At 75.7% G+C, this 20,878-nt stretch carries 17 protein-coding genes; 8 read left to right on the forward strand and 9 right to left on the reverse strand.

Features of this window, described 5'->3' with window-relative positions:
• Window positions 1-15 precede the first annotated feature (15 nt).
• Window positions 16-597, reverse strand: coding sequence for a peptide deformylase (locus tag DMP17_RS23890; RefSeq protein ID WP_226354029.1), 582 nt, complete (start codon window positions 595-597; stop codon window positions 16-18).
• 204 nt (window positions 598-801) lie between these two features.
• On the opposite strand from DMP17_RS23890, the gene DMP17_RS23895 reads away from it, so the two are divergent.
• Both DMP17_RS23895 and DMP17_RS23900 read left to right on the forward strand, forming a co-directional pair.
• On the forward strand, window positions 802-1,119 hold the full coding sequence (locus DMP17_RS23895) for a DUF3263 domain-containing protein (protein WP_100878847.1): 318 nt from the start codon (window positions 802-804) through the stop codon (window positions 1,117-1,119).
• 16 nt (window positions 1,120-1,135) lie between these two features.
• Entirely contained in the window at window positions 1,136-1,831 is a 696-nt protein-coding gene (locus DMP17_RS23900) for a LytR C-terminal domain-containing protein (protein ID WP_224401311.1), read from the forward strand.
• A gap of 90 nt (window positions 1,832-1,921) precedes the next feature.
• Here the strand turns inward: DMP17_RS23900 and DMP17_RS23905 are convergent, their stop codons facing one another.
• The 4 genes from DMP17_RS23905 to moeA all read right to left on the reverse strand — a co-directional run bounded on the left by DMP17_RS23905 (window position 1,922) and on the right by moeA (window position 7,878).
• A complete protein-coding gene (locus tag DMP17_RS23905) occupies window positions 1,922-4,270 on the reverse strand; it encodes an AAA family ATPase (protein WP_226354030.1) in 2,349 nt (782 codons plus the stop codon).
• Between the two features lie 23 nt (window positions 4,271-4,293).
• Window positions 4,294-5,301 (reverse strand): CDP-diacylglycerol--serine O-phosphatidyltransferase, encoded by a 1,008-nt coding sequence (pssA, locus tag DMP17_RS23910; RefSeq protein WP_226354031.1) that lies wholly within the window; start codon window positions 5,299-5,301, stop codon window positions 4,294-4,296.
• 10 nt (window positions 5,302-5,311) lie between these two features.
• Window positions 5,312-6,022, reverse strand: a complete 711-nt coding sequence (locus tag DMP17_RS23915; protein ID WP_062398262.1) for a phosphatidylserine decarboxylase — start codon at window positions 6,020-6,022, stop codon at window positions 5,312-5,314.
• Window positions 6,023-6,624: 602 nt separating this feature from the next.
• On the reverse strand, window positions 6,625-7,878 hold the full coding sequence (moeA, locus tag DMP17_RS23920; protein ID WP_337830667.1) for a molybdopterin molybdotransferase MoeA: 1,254 nt from the start codon (window positions 7,876-7,878) through the stop codon (window positions 6,625-6,627).
• Between the two features lie 218 nt (window positions 7,879-8,096).
• Here moeA and groL point away from each other — a divergent pair, with 218 nt between their 5' ends.
• Complete coding sequence (groL, locus tag DMP17_RS23925; RefSeq protein WP_020622657.1) at window positions 8,097-9,725, forward strand: chaperonin GroEL; 1,629 nt, start codon at window positions 8,097-8,099, stop codon at window positions 9,723-9,725.
• A 91-nt stretch (window positions 9,726-9,816) separates the two neighbouring features.
• Here the strand turns inward: groL and DMP17_RS23930 are convergent, their stop codons facing one another.
• A complete protein-coding gene (locus DMP17_RS23930; RefSeq protein WP_337830668.1) occupies window positions 9,817-10,782 on the reverse strand; it encodes a helix-turn-helix transcriptional regulator in 966 nt (321 codons plus the stop codon).
• A 63-nt stretch (window positions 10,783-10,845) separates the two neighbouring features.
• On the opposite strand from DMP17_RS23930, the gene DMP17_RS23935 reads away from it, so the two are divergent.
• Window positions 10,846-11,454 (forward strand): TIGR03086 family metal-binding protein, encoded by a 609-nt coding sequence (locus tag DMP17_RS23935; RefSeq protein WP_226354035.1) that lies wholly within the window; start codon window positions 10,846-10,848, stop codon window positions 11,452-11,454.
• Between the two features lie 97 nt (window positions 11,455-11,551).
• Here DMP17_RS23935 and DMP17_RS23940 read toward each other — a convergent pair whose 3' ends face one another.
• From DMP17_RS23940 to DMP17_RS23950, 3 genes are all read right to left on the reverse strand, one after another.
• Window positions 11,552-12,103 (reverse strand): PspC domain-containing protein, encoded by a 552-nt coding sequence (locus DMP17_RS23940; protein ID WP_337830669.1) that lies wholly within the window; start codon window positions 12,101-12,103, stop codon window positions 11,552-11,554.
• Window positions 12,104-12,223: 120 nt separating this feature from the next.
• Complete coding sequence (locus DMP17_RS23945) at window positions 12,224-12,457, reverse strand: hypothetical protein (RefSeq protein ID WP_226354036.1); 234 nt, start codon at window positions 12,455-12,457, stop codon at window positions 12,224-12,226.
• Window positions 12,458-12,539: 82 nt separating this feature from the next.
• Window positions 12,540-14,201 (reverse strand): DNA repair helicase XPB, encoded by a 1,662-nt coding sequence (locus tag DMP17_RS23950; RefSeq protein ID WP_337830670.1) that lies wholly within the window; start codon window positions 14,199-14,201, stop codon window positions 12,540-12,542.
• A gap of 363 nt (window positions 14,202-14,564) precedes the next feature.
• Between DMP17_RS23950 and DMP17_RS23955 the strand changes: the two genes are divergently transcribed.
• The 4 genes from DMP17_RS23955 to DMP17_RS23970 all read left to right on the forward strand — a co-directional run bounded on the left by DMP17_RS23955 (window position 14,565) and on the right by DMP17_RS23970 (window position 20,818).
• Window positions 14,565-19,007 (forward strand): nitrate- and nitrite sensing domain-containing protein, encoded by a 4,443-nt coding sequence (locus DMP17_RS23955; protein WP_337830671.1) that lies wholly within the window; start codon window positions 14,565-14,567, stop codon window positions 19,005-19,007.
• Window positions 19,004-19,432, forward strand: a complete 429-nt coding sequence (locus tag DMP17_RS23960; RefSeq protein WP_020623626.1) for a roadblock/LC7 domain-containing protein — start codon at window positions 19,004-19,006, stop codon at window positions 19,430-19,432. The genes DMP17_RS23955 and DMP17_RS23960 overlap by 4 nt, the downstream gene beginning before the upstream one ends.
• A 77-nt stretch (window positions 19,433-19,509) precedes the next feature.
• Complete coding sequence (locus tag DMP17_RS23965) at window positions 19,510-20,220, forward strand: DUF742 domain-containing protein (RefSeq protein WP_226354039.1); 711 nt, start codon at window positions 19,510-19,512, stop codon at window positions 20,218-20,220.
• A gap of 28 nt (window positions 20,221-20,248) precedes the next feature.
• Window positions 20,249-20,818 carry a GTP-binding protein gene (locus tag DMP17_RS23970; RefSeq protein WP_224387299.1) on the forward strand — a complete coding sequence of 190 codons (570 nt, stop codon included), beginning with the start codon at window positions 20,249-20,251 and terminating at the stop codon, window positions 20,816-20,818.
• Window positions 20,819-20,878 lie beyond the last annotated feature (60 nt).

Genomic DNA, 20,878 nt, shown 5'->3' on the forward strand with positions numbered 1-20,878 from the left:
GGGTCGGACCCGGGGTCATCCCCGGGGGACGTCCTCGGCCTCGACGGCCGACGGGTCCCACGAGTCCGACGGCGAGCCCCAGCCGTTGCGCTTGAGCATCTTCTTCGCCGCGCGCTGGTGGCGGCCCATCAGCCGGTCCAGGTACAGGTGGCCGTCGAGGTGGTCGGTCTCGTGCTGCAGGCACCGGGCGAAGAAGCCGCGCCCCTCGTAGGAGACCGGCTCGCCGTCGAGGTCGGTGCCGGTGACCCGGGCCCACTCCGCCCGGCCGGTCGCGAAGTTCTCGCCGGGCACCGACAGGCAGCCCTCCTGGTCGTCGTCCGCGTCGGGCATGACCTCCGGGATCCCGTCGGTCTCCAGCACCGGGTCGACCACGACACCGCGCCGCATCGTGCGCGTCTCCTCGTCGGGGCAGTCGAAGACGAACAGCCGCAGGTCCACTCCCACCTGGTTGGCCGCGAGCCCCACGCCGTTCGCCGCGGCCATCGTCTCGAACATGTCCTCGACCAGCGTCCGGACCGTGTCGTCGACCGTGCCGACGGGGCGGGTGGGGGTGTGGAGCACGGGGTCGCCGACCATGCGGATGCGCAGAACCGTCACCGGAGCAGCCTACGGTCGCCGCCGGACGTGACCCGGCCGGGCGGTTTCGGTGTCGTCCAACCCGCCCTCCAGGCGCGTCGCAGCCCGGGACCGTCGGTCCCCTGTGGTTGAATCCGCACCGCGAATGACAGACGTGTCGTTCGTCGTCGCGGCGCCCGGGCGGGGCCGCCGCAGCACGAGATCGTCGTCCGCTCGAGGAGCGTGATGGAGTCCGCCGGGTCCCTGCCGGAACGCCGCGGAGCGCACCGGCGCACCGCTGCCGCGTCCCCCCGCGAGCTCGACCGTCGCGAACGCGAGATCCTCGCGTTCGAGGCCCAGTGGTGGAAGTACGCGGGTGCCAAGGAACAGGCGATCCGCGAGCTGTTCGACATGTCGGCCACCCGCTACTACCAGGTGCTGAACGCCCTGGTCGACAAGCCCGAGGCGCTGGCGGTGGACCCGCTGCTGGTCAAGCGTCTGCGCCGGCTGCGTTCCAGCAGGCAGCGCACCCGCGCCGCCCGTCGCCTCGGCCTCGAGCCCTGACAGCCAGGAGGTCACGATGACCGCACCCGCGTCCGGCGGGCAGTCACCGCTGAAGATCGCCGGTATCGCGCTGATCGGCGTCGGTGTGGTCGCCGCTGTCGTCGGCCTGATCGGCCTCACCGGCGGCGGTGAGGACGGCGGCAACCAGGCCGCGCCCCCGTCGGCGTCGGCCGAGCCCGCCCCGGCCCCGGCCCCCGCTCCGGGGGACGGCACCGGCGACGGCGCCGCGCCCGGCACCGGCGGCACCCCCGCCCCGGGCACCCCCGGGGAGACCTCACCGTTCACCCCCGGAGCGCCCGGCACGCCGGGCTCCCCCGGGTACGACGGCGCGGGCCCGGCCGTCGCCGCGCCGCCCGCCGCGGGCTCCGGCTCCGCGGGCCAGGGCGGCTCCGGCTCCGCCGCCGGTGAGGGGTCCGCCGTCGCGGCCCGCCCGGTCGTGCGGATCTACAACAACTCGACCATCCGCGGTCTCGCCGAGAAGGCGGCCGGGGAGTTCCGCACCAACGGCTGGACCGTGTCCCAGGTGCAGAACTACTCCCAGGGCGTCATCCCGACCACGACCGTCTACTACCGGCAGGGCACCGGCGAGAAGGCCGCGGCCGAGGAGATCGCGAAGAAGTTCGGCATCCGTTCCGAGCCCCGCTTCGACGGCATCCAGGACGCGACGCCCGGCGTCATCGTCATCGTGACGCGGGACTTCTCCGCCGCCTGACCCCGACGACCGCAGCGGCCCCGGACGATCCCGTCCGGGCCGTTCTGCTGTCCCGGTGCCGCTGTTCCGGTGCCGCGCCCCTGCGACGGCTCAGCCGTCGCTGCGGCGGCGGGCGTAGGCCTCCAGCTCGGCGACCTGCGCCGGGTCCAGCGACGCCCGCACCGTGCGGCGCGCCGTCGCCAGGTGCGCGGCGGTCACCTCCCCCGCGTCGAGGGACTCGCGCATCGCGGTCAGCGCGGACTCGCGCAGCAGCGCCGCGCAGTCCGCGGCCGAGTAGCCGTCCAGTTCGGACGCGAGCGCGTCGAGGTCCACGTCGTCGGCCAGCGGCACGTCGCGGCCCGCCGCGCGCAGGATGTCCGCCCGCGCGTCGGCGTCCGGCGGCGGGACGAACACCAGCCGCTCCAGCCGACCAGGCCGCAGCATCGCCGGGTCGATCAGCTCGGGCCGGTTCGTCGCCCCGACCACCACGACCTCGCGCAGCGGTGTCGCGCCGTCCAGCTCGGTCAGCAGCGCGGCGACGACGCGGTCGGCCACCCCGGCGTCGGTGGAGCCGCCGCGGCGCGGGGCGAGCGCGTCGACCTCGTCGAGGAAGATCAGTGCGGGGGCGGCCTCGGCCGCCCGGCGGAACAGCTCGCGGACCGCGCGCTCGGACTCGCCGACGTACTTGTCGAGCAGCTCGGCGCCCTTCACCGCGAACACGTTGAGGTCACCGGAGCCGGCGAGCGCACGCAGCAGGAACGTCTTGCCACCACCCGGCGGGCCGTAGAGCAGCACCCCGCGCGGGGCGTCGACCCCGAGCCGGGCGAACGAGTCCGGGTGGCGCAGCGGCCACAGCACGGCCTCGGTGAGGGCCGCCTTGACCTCGGTCATGTCACCGACGTCGTCGAGGGTGAGGCCGCCGCTGCCCAGCGTGCCGCCACCGGACAGCGAGATCGGGCGGACCGAGCCGACGGCGTCGAGCAGGTCGGACTGGCGGACCTGCTCGGTGGGTTCGGAGCCCGTGCCGCGCAGCGCCGCGCTCACCGCGGCCTCCCGGCGGACCGCCGCGAGGTCGGCGACGACGAAGCCGGGCGTGCGGGCGGCGACCGCGCCCAGGTCGACGTCGCCGGCGCGGGGCACGTCGGCCAGCAGCCGCTCCAGGAGCGCGCGCCGGGTCGCGGCGTCCGGCAGGCCTACCGACAGCTCGCGGTCGACCAGGTCGGGCGCCCGCAGCCGCGGGTCCAGCGCCTCCGGCTCGGCACTGGTGACGACGAGCGCGGGCCCGCCCGGCGCGGTCGCCGCGCGCAGCTCGTCGAGCACCAGGGTGGCCAGCGGCGGCGGGTCGGTGGCCGGGAGCAGGGCGTGCGCGTCGTGCACGAGCAGCACCGCGGGTGCGCCGGTGCCGGTCCCGCCGGTGCGGGCCTGCGCGATCGCCGCCCGGACCCGCTCGGCCGCGGCGGCCGGCTCGACGGCGGCGACGGCCGGGGCCACGAGCTCGACGCACCGGGCGCCCGCCGCCGCGGCCGCGCTGCGCACCAGGGTCGCCTTGCCCGCGCCCTCCGGCCCGGAGACGAGCACGCCGAGCCGGGCGTCGCCGCCGAGCCGGGTCAGCAGCTCCGGGCGCCGGAACATGAGCTCGAACCAGTCCAGCAGGCGGCGGGCGACGGCCTCGTTCGCGGCGAGGTCCTCCAGCGGCAACACGGGCTCGGCGGGTCCGGCGGGCGCGTCGGCTCCGGCCGCGGCTCCCGTGGCTCCCACGACGGAGGGGGCGGCGGCCCCGCCCGGGCCGGGGACACCGGGCCCGGGCGCCGCCGGTCCCGCGAGGGCCGGGCCGCCGTTCCCGGGGACGCCGGAAGCGGGGATGCGGAGCGCGCCGGCCGCGGCCGGTGCGGGGTCGCCGGTGTCGCGGCCGCCCTGCCAGCCCACGACCGTCGACGGCGTCACCACGACCGGCCCCGCCGGGTCGGCGACCGCCACGGTCAGCAGCTCCGAGGTCCACGTCCCGCCGACGGCCGCGGCCAGCGCACGGCGCACCGAGCGGACGTCGGCCCCGGCCGCCGGGGCGATGTCCTGCGGGAGCAGGGACACGGCGTCGCCGCGGACCAGGACCTTGCCCATCAGGGCGAGCCGCAGCGTCGCCGGGGCGACCGTCGCGGTGGTCAGCGCGGACCCGACCAGGCGCACCTCGCGGGCCGCGGTGACCGGCGCCGGCGCGACGACGACGGTCGCGCCGTCGGTCAGCCCGGCGTTGGACAGGGTGACGTCGTCGAAGCGGGCCTGACCGTGCGGGTCGCCCGGCTCACCGGCGACGGCGAGCGCCGCGGTGACCCGGGCCCCGGTGAGGGTCACCGCGTCCCAGGAGCGCAGGCCGAGCGCGGCGAGCACCTCGGGGTGCAGCCGGACGACGCCGCGGCGGGCGTCGGCGGCCGCGGGGGCCAGTCGGGCGACGAGCTCCAGCACGGGCGGTCCTCCGGGGGATCGGGTCAGCGACGGCGCAGGCCGAGGCGGCGGCCGGAACCGCGGGGCGCGGCGGCGACGCCCGGACCGCGCGGGTCGCGGACGGCACCGGTGTCGCGCATGCCGTCCCGGCGGGCCTCGCCCTCCGGGTCGAGCCGGCGCCGGACACCGCGGGCCACCGCACCGGCACGGCCGGCGACCCGGCGGCGCAGCGGCGGCCGCAGACCGAGCCGACGGGCGGACCGGGCCGCGCGGGCGACGGCGCGACGCTGACGGGTCGGCACGTCCCACGCCTCGGGGTGGCGCGACAGCCAGCGGTAGCGGTAGGCCGTCCAGGGCAGGAGCAGCAGGTAGGCGAGCCCGGCGACGGCGATCCCGAGGAACGGGATCGTGATCAGGATCGCGACGACCGCGGCCACCCCGACGAGCAGCCAGCGGGTGGTGCGCGGGGAGACCCGGACCGTCTTGAGCGACAGCGTCGGGATGCGGCTGACCATGAGCCCGGCCGTGACCAGCGCCCACACCGCGACCAGCGGCCGCTCCGACCACCAGCCCTGGCCGAAGTGCAGCCACAGGTAGATCGGGATGCCCGCGGTCAGCGCGGCCGCGGGTGCCGGGACGCCGACGAAGAACTCGCGGGCGAACGGCGGGGCGCTGTCGTCGTCGATCAGGGTGTTGAAGCGTGCCAGGCGCAGCGCCATGCACACCGCGAACACCAGGGCCACCATCCAGCCGGCCCGGGTGCCCTCGAACGCCCAGATGTAGATGACCAGGGCGGGGGCGACGCCGAAGGACACCAGGTCGGCCAGCGAGTCGAGCTCGGCGCCGATCCGGCTGGAGGCGTCGAGCAGCCGGGCCAGGCCGCCGTCGAGGGCGTCGCAGAGCGCGGCCGCCAGGACGGCGATGATCGCGAAGTCGAAGCGCGACTGGAGCGCGAAGTAGACCGCGGTCAGGCCCGCACAGAGGTTGAGGACGGTGACCGCGTTCGGCAGCAGCCGCACGCCGGCGGGATAACCGCCGGCGGGGCGGGACATCCCCACGACCTCAGCGCTCCGCCGGCCCGGCCACCAGGCCGAGCACGGTCTCCCCGCCCACGGTCCGCTGGCCGGGGCGGACCAGCGCGGTCGTCCCGGGCGGGAGGTAGGTGTCCACGCGCGAGCCGAACCGGATGAGGCCGAACCGCTCGCCCGCGGCGACCTCGTCGCCGTCGCGCAGGGCGCAGACGATCCGGCGGGCCAGCAGGCCGGCGATCTGCACGACCCCGACCCCGACGCCGTCGGCGCGGACCACGGTGATCGCGTTGCGCTCGTTGTCCTCGCTCGCCTTGTCCAGGTCCGCGGACAGGAACGTGCCGGGCGAGTACCGGACCCGCGCGACCCGGCCGTGCACCGGGACCCACTGGACGTGCACGTCCAGCACGGTCAGGAAGATCGAGACGCGGGTGTGCGGGACGCGCGGCAGGTCGAGCTCGGCGGGCGGGACCGTCTCGGTCACGGTGGCGACCGCGCCGTCGGCGGGGGCCAGCACCGCGTCGGTGCGCAGCGGCGGGGTCCGGACGGGGTCGCGGAAGAACAGCGCGGTGGCCGCGGTGGCGAGCAGGCCCGGCAGGGTGCCGCGGCCGGTGAGGGCGCGCACCCCCGCCGCGGCGAGCGCCACACCGGCGACGATCGGACGCCCGCCCGGGTGCATCGGGGGGATCGCGTCCCGGACCAGTCGGGCGATGTGGGTCGGGGAGGTCCCGGTTCCTTCGGCCATGGTGGGTCGTCGGCTCCTGATGCTCCGGTGGGGGATCACCAACGCTACGCGGGCGCCGCGGACGGCTGTCCGGCGGGACGACCGGGACACGCCGAGGATCCGGGGGTCCCCGTACCGGGACGGAACCGGTGGCACGATCGTCGGTTCGTACCCGGCGCCGTCCGCACGCGGTGCGCGACCCCGCGGGCCGGTCGGGGGCATTAAAAGGGCCGGGGCCGTCGTCCCCCGAGACGACGACCCCGGCCTTGGAACCGCTCGTCCGCTCCCCAGCGACGGGCGGTGGGTCTTGTGCTGTAAAGGGTCTACCCCTTCACACCAGAAAGTATTCCTCTCCGACGACCGGCAGTCCAGATCACGACGGATGTCCGCCGTGATCTACCTCTTTCGGCCGAACGGACACCCCCTAGGACGTCGCGCGCGGTGAGATCGTTGCCCCGACTGCCTATGAAACAGCTCACACTTTCGGCGCAGCCGCACGTCCGCGCGAGTGGTGGGCCCGTCGCAGAGCGCGATCCTGCTCGCGACACCCGGACGCCTTTCCGGCCCGCCCGGCTCCGCGTGTCACCGCCCGGCGCGCCGGGCGGTGACCGCCGGCCGCCGGGTCACGGGGCGTCGAGCAGCCAGACCGCGACCTGCTCGCCGTCGGCGACGGAGGTGGTGTCGGCGGGCAGGTCGATCAGGCAGTCGGCCCGGGCGAGCGCCGCGATCAGGTGCGACCCGGTGGACCCCACCTCGGACACGGTCCCGGCGGCGGCGTCGAGCAGGCCGCGCCGGAACTGGCGGCGCCCGGCGGGCGAGGACAGCGCCCCGGACAGCCGGGCGGTCACCACCGGCCGCTCCGGTGCGGGGTGCCCGGCCGCCGCCCGGAGCGCGGGCCGGACGAACACCTCGAACGAGACCTGGGAGCTCACCGGGTTCCCGGGCAGGGTGACGGTGGCGACCTCGGTCCCGCCCAGCTCGAGCCGCCCGCAGCCCTGCGGACCGCCGGGCTGCATCGCGACCTTGCCGAACTCCACGCCGTGGCCGGTCATGGCGTCCTTGACGACCTCGTAGGCGCCGGCGCTCACGCCGCCGGAGGTGAGGACGAGGTCCACGCCGTCGCCGACCTTCTCCGCGAGCACGGCGCGGAACCGCTCGACGTCGTCGGGGACGAAGGACAGCTGCTCGGCCGTCGCACCGGCCTCCCGGACCGCGACGGCGAGCATCGTGCCGTTGGACTCGTAGATCTGCCCGGGCTCCAGCGTGCCGCCCGGGGCGACGAGCTCCGAGCCGGTGGACAGCACGAGCACGTGCGGGCGGCGGCGGACCGGCAGCTCGGCCCGGCCGACCGCGGCGGCGAGCCCGATCTGGGGCGCGGCCAGCACCGTCCCGGCGCGCAGCACGACGGCACCCGACGCGGCGTCCTCACCGGCCCGGCGGACGAACGCGCCCGGCTGCGGGGCCTCGTTGATCCGGACGCGGTCGAGCCCGCCGCCGGGACCGGCGTCGGTCTGCTCGACCGGCACGATCGCGTCCGCGCCCCCGGGGACGGGGGCGCCCGTCATGATCCTGGCCACCGTGCCCGGCGCCAGTGCGGGGACGTCGGTGCGCCCGGCCGGGATGTCGGCCGCGACCGGGAGCTCCACCGGCGAGGCCACCGAGGCGCCGGCGAGCTCGGCCGCGCGGACCGCGTAGCCGTCCATCGCGGAGTTGTCGAAGGGCGGCAGCGCGACGCCCGCCGTCAGGTCCTCGGCCAGTACCCGGCCGCTCGCGGCGGCCAGCGCGACCGGCTCGGTCCCGGTCGGCGGCAGCAGGGCCGCGACCGCCGCGGCGTGCTCGGAGACGGTGCGCGGACCGGCCTGCGACCAGGTGCTCATGGCCCCATCCTGCCCGCCGTCGCGGACGGCCCGCAGCCGGGCAGGGTCCGCTTGCACTCACCACGGGCGAGTGCTAGAAACGGGCTCAGCATCCACTGGCACTCGTGTCCGTGGAGTGCCAAGGTCGGGTCGGTGAGTCCGGCGCAGGGTTGCCGGGCGTCCGTCGCGGGCACCGCATCCGATCACTCGACTCACCTCTATCGGAGGGCAACACCCCCATGGCGAAGCAGATCGCGTTCGACGAGGAGGCCCGTCGGGGCCTCGAGCGGGGCATGAACACCCTCGCCGACGCCGTCAAGGTGACGCTGGGCCCGAAGGGCCGCAACGTCGTGCTCGAGAAGAAGTGGGGCGCGCCGACCATCACCAACGACGGTGTGTCGATCGCCAAGGAGATCGAGCTCGAGGACTCCTGGGAGAAGATCGGCGCCGAGCTGGTGAAGGAGGTCGCCAAGAAGACCGACGACATCGCGGGCGACGGCACCACCACCGCCACCGTGCTGGCCCAGGCGCTGGTCCGTGAGGGCCTGCGCAACGTGGCCGCCGGCGCGAACCCGATGTCGCTCAAGCGCGGCATCGAGAAGGCCACCGAGGCCGTCTCCCAGGCGCTGCTGAAGTCGGCCAAGGAGATCGAGACCAAGGAGCAGATCGCTGCCACGGCCTCCATCTCGGCCGCCGACCCGCAGATCGGTGAGCTCATCGCCGAGGCGATGGACAAGGTCGGCAAGGAAGGCGTCATCACGGTCGAGGAGTCGCAGACCTTCGGGCTCGAGCTCGAGCTCACCGAGGGCATGCGCTTCGACAAGGGCTACATCTCGCCCTACTTCGTGACCGACGCCGAGCGCATGGAGGTCGAGCTCGAGGACCCGTACGTCCTCCTCGTCTCCTCCAAGATCTCGACCGTCAAGGACCTGCTCCCGCTGCTGGAGAAGGTCATGCAGTCGGGCAAGCCGCTCGCCATCATCGCCGAGGACGTCGAGGGCGAGGCCCTGGCCACCCTGGTCGTCAACAAGATCCGTGGCACCTTCAAGTCCGTCGCCGTCAAGGCCCCGGGCTTCGGTGACCGCCGCGAGGCGATGCTGGCCGACATGGCCATCCTGACCGGTGGCGAGGTCATCTCGGAGAAGGTCGGCCTCAAGCTCGACACCGCCGACCTGTCCCTGCTGGGCACCGCCCGCAAGGTCGTCGTGACCAAGGACGAGACCACCATCGTCGACGGCGCCGGTGACGCCGACCAGATCGCCGGCCGGGTCAACCAGATCCGCGCCGAGATCGACCGCACCGACTCCGACTACGACCGCGAGAAGCTCCAGGAGCGCCTCGCCAAGCTGGCCGGCGGCGTCGCCGTCATCAAGGCCGGCGCGGCGACCGAGGTCGAGCTCAAGGAGCGCAAGCACCGCATCGAGGACGCCGTCCGCAACGCGAAGGCGGCCGTCGAGGAGGGCATCGTCGCCGGCGGCGGCGTGGCGCTCATCCAGGCCGGCGCCGGTCTGTTCGAGGGCCTCGGCCTGGACGGTGACGAGGCCACCGGCGCGAACATCGTCAAGGTCGCGCTGGAGGCCCCGCTCAAGCAGATCGCGGTCAACGCCGGCCTCGAGGGCGGCGTCGTCGCGGAGAAGGTCCGCAACCTGCCCACCGGTGAGGGCCTCGACGCCGCCACCGGCGAGTACAAGGACCTCATCAAGGCCGGGATCATCGACCCCGCCAAGGTGACCCGCTCGGCGCTGCAGAACGCGGCCTCCATCGCGGCCCTGTTCCTCACCACCGAGGCGGTCATCGCCGACAAGCCGGAGAAGGGTGGCGGCGCCCCCGCCGACCCGACCGGTGGCATGGGTGGCATGGACTTCTGATCGGTCCTGCCTCACCAGGCACACAGCACCACCCCGCGGGGGCGGTACCGGTTCGCCGGTGCCGCCCCCGCGGCGCGTCCGGGGGCCGCCGTCACCCCAGGGCGACGACGGCCGCGCGGGCCCGCTCCCGCAGCGCCGTCACCAGCTCCGGCGGGTCCAGCACCCGCACGTCCGGCAGCAACGGCCACAGCACCCGCCCGGCGTGGACGAGGTCCCCGAACGCGGCGACGACCTCGGTCGTCCCGTCCCGTGTCCGCTCCTCGTCGACGGTGACGGCGGACAGCGCGTCGCGGCGGTCGGCGGGCAGCGCGAGGCGGACCCGGATCCCGGGCCGCCGCGCCCGGAAGTCCTCCCGGCGGCGCAGCCACAGCTCCTCCAGGTCGACGCCCTCGGGCCGGTGCGCGGGCTCGGCCAGCGGCTCGGCCTGTTCGATCCGCGACACCCGGTAGGTGCGGTCCTCCCCGTCGCGCAGCGCCAGCAGGTACCAGCGCCCCGACGCCTGGACCAGCCCGACCGGGTCGACGACGCGTTCGGCGGCGGGCCCGGGCTCCGCACCCGGCCGGGTCCCGGTCCGGTAGCGGATGCGGAGCCGGACCCCGCCGAACACCGCGCGCTGGACGGCGGTGAGCACGTCGGTGGTCGCGCCGTCGTCGGAGTCGCGCAGCCAGCCACCGCGCCGGACCAGCACCCGGCCGGCGGCGTCGGTGGCCTGTTCCCGGGCGGCGTCCGGCAGCGCGGCGACGATCTTGCGCATGGCCGAGGCGAACTCCGGCCCCAGCCCGAGCGCGCCGGGCGTCGACGTCGCGCCGGAGCCGAGCAGCGCGACCGCCTCCCCCGGGGTCAGGCCGGTGAGGTCGGTGGTGAAGCCCGGCAGCAGCGCGAAGCCGCCGTGCCTGCCGCGTTCGGCGTAGACCGGGATGCCCGCGGCGGACAGGGCCTCGACGTCGCGCAGCACGGTGCGCTCGGAGACCTCCAGCTCGCGCGCGAGCACGGCGGCGGTGGTCCGGCCGCGGTGGCGCAGCAGGAGCACGAGGGACAGGAGCCGGTCGGCGCGCACGTCCCGGAGAATGTCACGGAATCACGACAGGAGGTGTCGGGTATCGCGGGCACGCTGGCGCCCATGACGAACCCGACGCTCACCACCGACCCGCGCCCCGCCTACCTGGCCGCTCTCGACTGGGTCGCCGGCCTCGCCCGGGCCGTCCCCGCCGACCGGATGGCCGACCCCACCCCCTGCGACGACTTCGACGTCCGCACCCTGCTCGCGCACCTGGTCACGACGCTGCGCAGGCCGGCGGCGCTGGCCGCCGGGACCGACCCGATGGCCGCCCCGCTGGTCAGCGACGACGTCCTCGACGACCCGGTGTCCGCCTACGTCGACGAGGCGGCGGCACTGCAGGCCGTCTGGTCCGGCCCGGACGGCGAGGCGCTGCTCGACCGGGTCGCGCGGCTGCCGTTCGGCGAGGTCCCGGCGCGGGCCGCACTGGCCGTCTACCTGAACGAGACGCTGGTGCACGGCTGGGACCTGGCCGTCGCCACCGGGCAGGACCCGGAGGCCGACCCGGAGCTGGCGACGACGGCGCTCGCCACCGCCCACGCGTACCTGCCCGCCGAGCGGCGTGGCGGCCCGGTGCCGTTCGGCCCGGTCGTGGAGCACCGCCCGGAGGCGGGGCCGACCGAGCGGCTGGCGAACTGGTCGGGCCGGGTGTCGACGGGCTGGGTCGGCTGACGGGCCGGGTGGGCTGACGCCCTGAGTGGACCGGGGCTCCGGCGTCGCGGCTCCCCCTCGTGAGCCGCGACGCCGACACCCCGCCCACCCCGCCGGCTCAGGCGGCCGGTGCGATCAGCCAGACGGCGAGGTAGACCAGTGCCGCCGCGCCTCCGGTGAACAGGGTCAGGACGAGGACCGCGATGCGCAGCAGCGCGGCGTCCGCACCCAGGTCGGCGGCGAGGCCGCCGCAGACACCGCCGAGCATCCGGTCGGTGCTGCTGCGCCGGAGCCGGAACGCGGCGACGCGGTCGCCGATCGCCTGCGCCGTCGTCCGGGTCCCGGCGCCGCCGTACGGCGCGCCCGCGGTGTACGGCGCCCCGGTGCCCGGACCGGGGTGGGCGGCCCCGGGGTGCGGAGCGGCGGCCGGGCCCGCGTCGGAGGGGCCGGTGCCGGTGGGCGGGACCTCGGGTCCCGCGGTGCCGGTGCCCTCCGGCATGCCGGGGGTGGCGCCCCCGGCGGCGCCGAGCGTGTCGGGACCGGTGGCCGCCGCGGCGACCGGAACCCGGGCAGTCACCCCGGCGTCGTCGGTCCCGACGGCCTCGGTCGAGGCGTCGTGGACGTCGGTCCCGGTCGGTGCCGTGCCGGTCGTGCTCGCGTTGTTCTCCATGGCTCCAGGCTGTCGTCCCGGCGCGCGCCGGGACTCGGGACGAGCCCGGAGACCGACCCGGAGCCGGGACGGTCCCGTCTCAGGGGCGCGGCCCCGCGCGTCCCGGGGTCGCGGTGCCGCTCAGCCCGGCGGGCGGGGTTCGGGCGGGCGGGATCCGGGCGGGAGGTGGCCGGGCGGCGGCTCGACCGGGCCGCGCTGCTCCGGCGGGGCCGCGGACGGCGGGCCCGGCCGGGGCGGCGGGTCGGGCACCTGCCGGTCCCGCATGCGCACCACCCGGCCGAGCACCAGCGCGACGACGACCGACAGGACCAGCCACGCCCCGATCCCCACGAGGATCCACAGGGCGGTCGACATGTGCCCTCCCCGGCCGTCGCGAACGGCACCAGTGTGCCCGTGATCGGCGCCGTACGGAGGCCCCCGGTCCGGGTGAGCGGGCTCAGCCGGCGTCGGGCAGGGCGGGGCCGAGGAGGTCGTCGGCGTCGACGATCCGGTAGGCGTAGCCCTGCTCGGCGAGGAAGCGCTGCCGGTGCGCGGCGTAGTCGGTGTCCACGGTGTCGCGGGACACCACCGAGTAGAAGTGCGCCTGGCGGCCGTCGTTCTTCGGGCGCAGCAGGCGCCCGAGCCGCTGGGCCTCCTCCTGTCGGGACCCGAACGTGCCGCTGACCTGCACCGCGATCGTCGCCTCCGGCAGGTCGATGGAGAAGTTCGCGACCTTGGAGACGACCAGCGTCGCGATCTCACCGCGGCGGAACGCGTCGAACAGCTTCTCCCGCTCCTTGTTGCGGGTGGAGCCCTGGATGACCGGGGCACCGAGCTTCTCCCCCAGCGCGTCGAGCTGCTCCAGGTAGGCCCCGATGACGAGCGTCTGCTCCCCGGAGTGCCGGTCGAGGATCGCCTGCACGACGTTGAGCTTGGTGTTCGCCGTCGACGCCGTCCGGTAGCGCTCCTCGGAGTCCGCCGTCGCGTAGGACATCCGCTCGGCGTCGGTCAGCGTGACCCGCACCTCGATGCACTCGGCGGGCGCGATCCAGCCCTGCGCCTCGATGTCACGCCACGGGGCGTCGTAGCGCTTCGGGCCGATCAGGGAGAACACGTCGCCCTCGCGGCCGTCCTCGCGGACCAGGGTCGCGGTGAGGCCGAGCCTGCGGCGGGACTGCAGGTCCGCCGTCATCCGGAAGACCGGCGCCGGGAGGAGGTGCACCTCGTCGTAGACGACCAGGCCCCAGTCGCGGGAGTCGAACAGCTCCAGGTGCTTGTACTCGCCCTTGGTCTTGCGGGTGACGACCTGGTAGGTGGCGATGGTGACCGGGCGGATCTCCTTCTTCTCGCCCGAGTACTCGCCGATCTCCTCCTCGGTCAGCGACGTCCGCGCGATCAGCTCGCGCTTCCACTGCCGCCCGGAGACGGTGTTGGTGACCAGGATCAGGGTCGTCGCGCCGGCCTTGGCCATCGCGGCCGCACCGACCAGCGTCTTGCCGGCGCCGCAGGGCAGCACGACCACGCCCGAGCCGCCCTCCCAGAACCCGTCGACGGCCTGCTGCTGGTAGTCGCGCAGCGTCCAGCCGTCCTGCTCCAGGGCGATCGGGTGGGCCTCGCCGTCGACGTACCCGGCGAGGTCCTCGGCAGGCCAGCCGACCTTGAGCAGCGCCTGCTTGAGGTGCCCGCGCTCGGACGGGTGCACGACGACGGTGTCGTCGTCGAGCCGCGCGCCCAGCATCGGGCTGATCTTCTTCTGCCGGAGGATCTCCTCCAGCACGGCGCGGTCCAGCGCGGTGAGGACGAGGCCGTGCGCGGGGTGGTTGGACAGCTGCAGCCGCCCGTAGCGCCCCATCGTGTCGACGACGTCGACCAGGAGCGGCTGCGGGACCGGGTAGCGGGCCCAGCGGACCAGCGCGTCGACGACCTGCTCGGCGTCGTGCCCGGCGGCGCGCGCGTTCCACAGGGCCAGCGGGGTGACCCGGTAGGTGTGGACGTGCTCGGGTGCCCGCTCCAGCTCGGCGAAGGGCGCGATGGCCGCACGGGCCGACGCGGAGTCGGGGTGGTCGACCTCGAGCAGCAGCGTCTTGTCGGACTGGACGATCAGGGGGCCGTCGGTCACGGAACGAATCCTCTCGAGGCCGGGGAACGGAGCGGTGCGGGTCCGCCGGACGCCGAGCGGAGACGAGCGGTCGGCGTGTGTCACGTCACGTGACCATGAGGCAACCGGCCCTACGCCACTCGGGAGACGGGGGTTCCGGGGGCTAGACTCGGCAGCCGTCCGTCACGCACAGACGGGACCCGGCACGATCATATCCGTCCGACTCCCCCGGGACGCGGCAACCGCCGCCCCGTGTCGGTCGTGGTGTGGTCGAGCGGTTCCCGTCGTGACCCCGAAAGGCGCACCGGACCAGCTGATGCTCCCCGACCTCGTGCCCGCCGCGCCGCCCGTCCCCGGACCGGAGACCGACAGGGAGATCTCGCCGTGACCACCGTGACCAGCACGGAACGCCCGAGCACGTGGTCGGAGCGACTCGACCCGCGGAACTGGAGCCTGGTCGCCAAGCTGGCGGTCGTCGGTCTGGTGCCCACGGTCCTCGCCCTGTCCATCGGCGCCGTCCGCGTCGTCGACCAGGCCAACGTGGCCGAGGAGCTCGGCCGCGGCAGCGGCCTGGTCGACGTGCACCGCCAGATCGAGACGCTGACCGGCGCACTGCAGACCGAGCGCGACGCCGCGGTCCGCTTCGTGGCGGGCAACCGGCTCGGTGACCGGGCCGCCGTCGACCGGGCGCAGGCCACGACCGACCAGGCGCTGCAGGCCACCACGGCGGGGCTCGACACCGCCGAGCAGCAGGCCCCCGACCTGGCCACGGCCCGCCGGCAGGCGGACACCACGCTGGGCCAGCTGCCGGTCATCCGGTCGCAGGTCGCCGAGGGCCCGACCGCGGCCGCCGACCTCACCGGCCGCTACACCGCGGTCGTCCAGCGCACGCTGGGGCTGGACCGGGCGCTGGTGGGGCGGCTGCAGACCGCCGACACCGCCGGCCTGACCACGGCGATCGCCGCCGGGTCGAGCGCCCGCGAGGCCCTGCAGCTCGAGCGCACCGTGATCGGTGGCGCGCTCGCCGCGGGGACGCTGGAGGAGCAGCAGCGCGCGCAGGTCACCGGGGCCGAGGCCTCGTTCCAGGCCGCGGCCGGTGACTTCCAGTCGTCGCTGACGCCGGAGCAGGCCGAGTCCTTCGGGAACTTCGGCGCGGGCCAGGCGAACGGCGAGCGCAACGCGCTGCGCGACCAGGCACTCGCGGTCCCGCCGGGGGTCGCGCCGCCGGTCGACCCGAACGCGTGGAACGCCGCCGTCGACCGGTCCGTCGCCGCGGTGGACCAGTCCACTGCTGCCGCCGAGCAGGCGTTCGTCGACGGCCGGGCCGCGGCCGCCGAGCAGGCGGGCAACACCGCGGGCCTCAACTCCGTGCTGCTGATGCTCACGATCCTGCTGACCGCGGGCATCATCCTGCTGCTGGGTCGTCAGATGGTCCGTTCGCTGCGCCTGCTGCGCAGCTCGGCGCTCGAGGTCGCGGAGCAGAAGCTGCCCGCGGCGGTGCAGAGCATGCGCTCCGGGCAGGCACCGAACGCGCTCGTCGAGCCGGTCCCGCTGGACAGCCGCGACGAGATCGGCCAGGTGGCACGGGCCTTCGACGCCGTGCACGGCCAGGCGATCCGCCTCGCCGCCGACCAGGCCGCGCTGCAGCAGAACGTCAACTCGATGTTCGTCAACCTCTCCCGCCGCTCGCAGGCGCTGGTCGAGCGCCAGCTGCAGCTGATCGAGCAGCTGGAGAGCAACGAGCAGGACCCGGACCAGCTGTCGAACCTGTTCCAGCTGGACCACCTCGCGACCCGTATGCGCCGCAACAGCGAGAACCTGCTGGTCCTCGCGGGCACCGACCTGGCGAAGCGGAACGTGGCGCCGGTGCAGGTCGTCGACGTCCTGCGGGCCGCGGTGTCGGAGGTCGAGCAGTACCAGCGGGTCGTCGTGCAGACCCCGCCGAACGCGACGATCGCCGGTCGCGCCGCGAACGACCTCGTCCACCTGCTCGCCGAGCTGCTGGACAACGCGACGAACTTCTCGCCGCCGGACTCGCAGGTCGTCATGTCGACGACCCGCACCGCCGACGAGTCGCTGCTGGTCGAGATCTCCGACCGCGGTGTCGGCATGACCGACTCCGAGCTGGTCGACGCCAACCAGCGTCTGTCCGGTCCGGCCGAGGTCGACGTGTCGGCCTCCCGGCGGATGGGCCTGTTCGTGGTCGGCCGGCTGGCCGCACGGCACCGCGTCGGCGTCCGGCTCGCCTCGGCCGCCGTCGGCGGCGGCTCCGGTGGGCTGAGCGCGTCGGTCACCGTCCCGCCGCAGCTGGTGCCCTCCGCGCAGCTGCCCGAGCAGCGCCGCGACGGCGACCCGGGCACCTGGGGCGGCGTGCCGCCCCAGGGTGGCGAGCAGCAGGCCCCGCAGCTGCCGGCCCCGGCGCTGACCGGCGGCGGAGCGCCCGACGGGCCCCGCCCGGACTCCCCGGTCGCGGTGAACGGGAACGGTCGCGGTGGGTCGCTGCCGTCGATGGTCGCGGGCTCCGACGGCCCGATGACCCCGACCTTCGAGACCGGCACGCCCTCGTCCACGACGGCGCGCAACGGCTCGGGCTCGAGCCTGCCGACGCGCCGTCCAGGGTCGTCGCTGACGAAGAACGCGGCCCCCGGCGACGCCGGCGTGCAGACCGCCGACGGGTCGGCCCCGACCCTGAACGGGTCCGCCCCGCAGGGTCTGTCGGCCTTCGCACCGTCGCAGGACGGCGCGCGCGACGGGCGTACCCCGGCCGACGTCTTCACCCCGGCCGACGAGGCCGGCTCCGGTCCCGCCGACGGCGACGCCCCGCGCGGCGCCGAGGCGTTCCGAGCCAGCGGCCCGGCCCCGTCCGGCGACGGTGACGGCCCGTCCGGCGACGCGGGCACCGGCGCCGGGTCCCTCACGGACACCGAGGACACCGAGGCCGCGGTCCCCGCCGACGGCACCGACCACACCGACCCCGACCACACCGGCGTCGACCACACCGATGCCGACGGCACCGACGACGCGGACCGCTCCGGCGGCACCGCGGCCCCGTCGGCCGCCGCCGCGCTCGGGCTGGCGGGTGCCGCTGCGGCGGCCGCCGCGGCCCGGGCCCGCGCCGACCGCGACATGGACGACACCGTCGTCCTGGACCGGGCGATCGGTGACCGTCCCGAGGACCAGCGGCGGACCCCGGCCGACGACGAGGGCTCCGCGGAGGCCGACGCCGACACCGAGGCCGGTCCGGACGCGACCGACCCGGACACCGACGGCTCCGAGGCCCCCCGGGCCACCGACACGGTCGCCGACCGGGACGCCGACGGGGACACCGAGGACGCCACCGACCGGGACGCCGTCCGGGACACCGACGGGACCGCCCCGGAGGAGACCCCGCTCGCGGCCCGGACGAACGGCATCGCGCCGTTCCCCCCGGCCCCCGGGGACCGCACCGACGCCCGCGGGACCGACGGTCACGCCCACGACGGGACCGGGACCGCGGACGCGACCGGAACCGACGTGAGCGCCCCGTCCGACACCACCGCGTCCGACACCACAGACGTCGACGACACCGCCGACACCACCGCGGACGACACCACCGGGGCGGCCGCGTCCACGGAGGTCCCCGGGACCGGCGCCGACGGCGACCGTCCCGCGGACACCGCATCCGTGGACGGCTCGGCAGCGGACGGCGGGTCCGGGGAGACCGGATCCGGGGACGGCGGCTCCGCCGGTACCGACCCCGAGACCGCGGCCCTCCCGACGATCCGCCCGTCCGGCCGTACGCCGATGGGCGGGCCGCTCCCGGCCCGCACCAACGGGTCCCGCCCCTCCCCGTCGCGACGCCCGGTCATGCCGGCCCGCGGCGCCGGACCGGCGCTGCCCACCCGTGGGCCCGGCCGCCAGGGCCCGCCCCCGGCACCGGCCCGCGGACCGCAGCAGCCCGCCTCCCAGCAGGCACAGCCGGTCCAGCAGGCTCAGCCGGTCCCACAGGCTCAGCACCCGGAGGCGCCGCAGGAGCGTCCGGTGCAGCAGGCGCCGGGCCGGCAGGCACCCGCACCGCTGCCGAAGCGGGAGAGTGGCCGGGCCGCGGGCCCGGCGAGCCTCGCCGCGAACGCCGCCGGTTCCTCGCAGGACGAGCTGTTCGCACCGAAGGTGCCCGTCGAGGGCGACCGGGGTCAGCTCCGGCGCCCCGGGGCGGTCGAGTCGGCCCGGGCCCAGACCGGGTTCGACATGGGTCAGACCACCCCGATCTTCGACGACATCGCCTCCGCCTGGTTCCGCTCGAACCGCTCGGTGCCGGTCCGCTGGCAGGACGGTGCCGGCCCGAACGGCGGCGCCCCGGCCGGTGCTCCGGCCCCCGCCGCGGCCGACGCCCCGGCGCCCCCGTCGGGCTTCGCCTCCCCCGCCGACGACGTCTGGCGGCAGGCCCGCGAGGCCACCGACGGCGACGAGTCGGAGACCACCGGTGACGACCTGACGACCGCCGGACTGCCCAAGCGACGCCCGCGGGCGCGACTGCTCCCGGGCAGTGCGGCAGGATCGACCGTGCTCAGCCCCGCTCCGGCGGAGCCGAGGGACGCCGAGAGCGTCCGTGGCCGTCTCGCCAGCTACCAGCAGGGCGTGCGTCAGGGCCGGGAGAGCGCCTCCGGTGTCCGCCGCAACGCACTGGCCGGCACGACGGACACGGTCGACGGCGACTCCGAGCAGCACGACCCGCAGGACCAGCACGACCGGCAGGGCACCCGTGCCCCGCAGGACACCACCGCGACCGGCACCCCCGAGCCCGCCGCGGACCGACCGAACTCGTCCGACCCCGAGGAGAACCAGTGAGGGCACCGCAGGCACAGCCGAGCCAGAGCCGTTTCGGCTGGCTGGTCACCAACTTCGCGGAGCGCGTCCCGGGTGTCGCGCACGCCATCGTGGTGTCGACCGACGGGCTGCTGCTGACCGCGTCCGACCGGCTGCCGCGCGACCGGGCCGACCAGCTCGCCGCCGTCGCATCCGGTCTGGTCAGCCTGACCCAGGGCGCCGCGCGCTGCTTCGACGCCGGTGGCGTCGTGCAGACCGTCGTCGAGATGGACCGCGGGATCGTGCTGCTGATGTCGATCAGCGACGGCTCCTGCCTGGCCGTGCTCGCCTCGCCGAGCTGCGACATCGGCCTCGTCGGCTACGAGATGACGCTGCTGGTCGACCGGGTCGGCCAGCTGCTCACCCCGGAGCTGCGCGCGGAGCTGCAGGGTTCGTTCGGGCCCTGAGGCCGCGACTCCGGACCCCCAGGACGCGTTACCGTCATGCACCCCATCCCAGGATCGACCAGAGCGGGTGAGATCCGATGACCCAGGACCCGGGCGGACACGGCCCCGAGCCGACGTTCGCCGACGTCATGAACGGGTTCAGCCTGGACTCCAAGCGCAAGCCGAAGAAGCGCCGATGGGGGCGCAACCGTCCGGAGGACGACGTCGAGCCGGAGGTCGCCGCCCCCGGGCGGCCGGTCCCACCGCCGGACCCGGCCGAGGTGACCGGTCCCATCGGTGGGTCGGCGGCCTACGGGCTGCCGCCCACCCCGGCCGAGCTGGAGGCCCAGCGGACCGGTGACCGGCCGGACCGGCCGGCGCCGTCGCCGTACCCGGCACAGAACACGGGGCCGAGCCCCGCGCACGACCCAGTGGCAGCGCCGCCGCCGGTGCCCCCGTCCGCGGGTGGCGCCGCCTTCGTCCGGCCCTACGCCTGGACGCGGGGACGGACCAAGTCGGGCTACGAGCTGGCCGTCGAGACCCTGGTCTCGGTCAGCAACCGGGCCCGCAGCCAGCTGGAACGGCTGCCGATGGAGCACCGCTCCGTCGCCGACCTGCTGCTCGAGCAGACCCGCTCGGTGGCCGAGGTCGCGGCGCTGCTGTCGCTCCCCCTGGGCGTGGCCCGGGTGCTGCTCGGGGACATGGCCTCGAACGGCACGGTGACCGTTCACCAGACCGCGAGCACCCCCGGCAACGCGCCGGACCTCGCGCTGATGGAAAGGGTGTTGAGTGGACTCCGTCGGCTCTAGGCCACAGCCGCCCCAGCCCGCGGCCGGGATGGCCCGTGCCGCGACGATGTCGGCCAAGATCGTGGTGGCCGGTGGGTTCGGCGTCGGGAAGACCACCTTCGTCGGATCGGTCTCGGAGATCATGCCGCTGACCACCGAGGCGGTGATGACCGAGGCGAGCGCGTCGCACGACGACCTCTCCGCCACCCCCAACAAGCGGTCCACGACCGTCGCGATGGACTTCGGCCGCGTCTCGCTGGACTCCGACCTGGTGCTCTACCTGTTCGGTACGCCGGGCCAGCAGCGGTTCTGGTTCATGTGGGACGACCTGGTCCGCGGCGCGATCGGCGCCGTCGTCCTCGTCGACACCCGGCGCCTGGCCGACTCCTTCGCCGCGATCGACTTCTTCGAGGACCGTGGCCTGCCCTACGTCGTCGGGGTCAACGCCTTCGACGGGCAGCTGCAGCACACCCTCGACGACGTGCGCGAGGCGATGTCGATCGACCCGGCCGTCCCGATGGTCGTGTGCGACGCCCGGCACCGGCAGTCGACCAAGGAGACCCTGATCGCGCTGGTGCAGCACGCGATGCACCAGCGGATGGCCGCTGGCGCGCGCTGACCCGTACCCGGCCGACCCGGACACCGCGGCGGCGCCGGCACCTCGCGTGCCGGCGCCGCC

This window comes from Pseudonocardia sp. TMWB2A (assembly GCF_017312135.1).

Excerpts from the sequence above, each read along its gene's own strand:
- DMP17_RS23895 (WP_100878847.1), top strand. The coding sequence starts at position 802 with ATGGAGTCCGCCGGGTCCCTGCCGGAACGCCGCGGAGCGCACCGGCGC.
- DMP17_RS23900 (WP_224401311.1), top strand. The coding sequence starts at position 1,136 with ATGACCGCACCCGCGTCCGGCGGGCAGTCACCGCTGAAGATCGCCGGT.
- pssA (WP_226354031.1), bottom strand. The coding sequence starts at position 5,301 with ATGTCCCGCCCCGCCGGCGGTTATCCCGCCGGCGTGCGGCTGCTGCCG.
- DMP17_RS23915 (WP_062398262.1), bottom strand. The coding sequence starts at position 6,022 with ATGGCCGAAGGAACCGGGACCTCCCCGACCCACATCGCCCGACTGGTC.
- moeA (WP_337830667.1), bottom strand. The coding sequence starts at position 7,878 with ATGAGCACCTGGTCGCAGGCCGGTCCGCGCACCGTCTCCGAGCACGCC.
- groL (WP_020622657.1), top strand. The coding sequence starts at position 8,097 with ATGGCGAAGCAGATCGCGTTCGACGAGGAGGCCCGTCGGGGCCTCGAG.
- DMP17_RS23935 (WP_226354035.1), top strand. The coding sequence starts at position 10,846 with ATGACGAACCCGACGCTCACCACCGACCCGCGCCCCGCCTACCTGGCC.
- DMP17_RS23940 (WP_337830669.1), bottom strand. The coding sequence starts at position 12,103 with ATGGAGAACAACGCGAGCACGACCGGCACGGCACCGACCGGGACCGAC.
- DMP17_RS23945 (WP_226354036.1), bottom strand. The coding sequence starts at position 12,457 with ATGTCGACCGCCCTGTGGATCCTCGTGGGGATCGGGGCGTGGCTGGTC.
- DMP17_RS23965 (WP_226354039.1), top strand. The coding sequence starts at position 19,510 with ATGACCCAGGACCCGGGCGGACACGGCCCCGAGCCGACGTTCGCCGAC.
- DMP17_RS23970 (WP_224387299.1), top strand. The coding sequence starts at position 20,249 with ATGGCCCGTGCCGCGACGATGTCGGCCAAGATCGTGGTGGCCGGTGGG.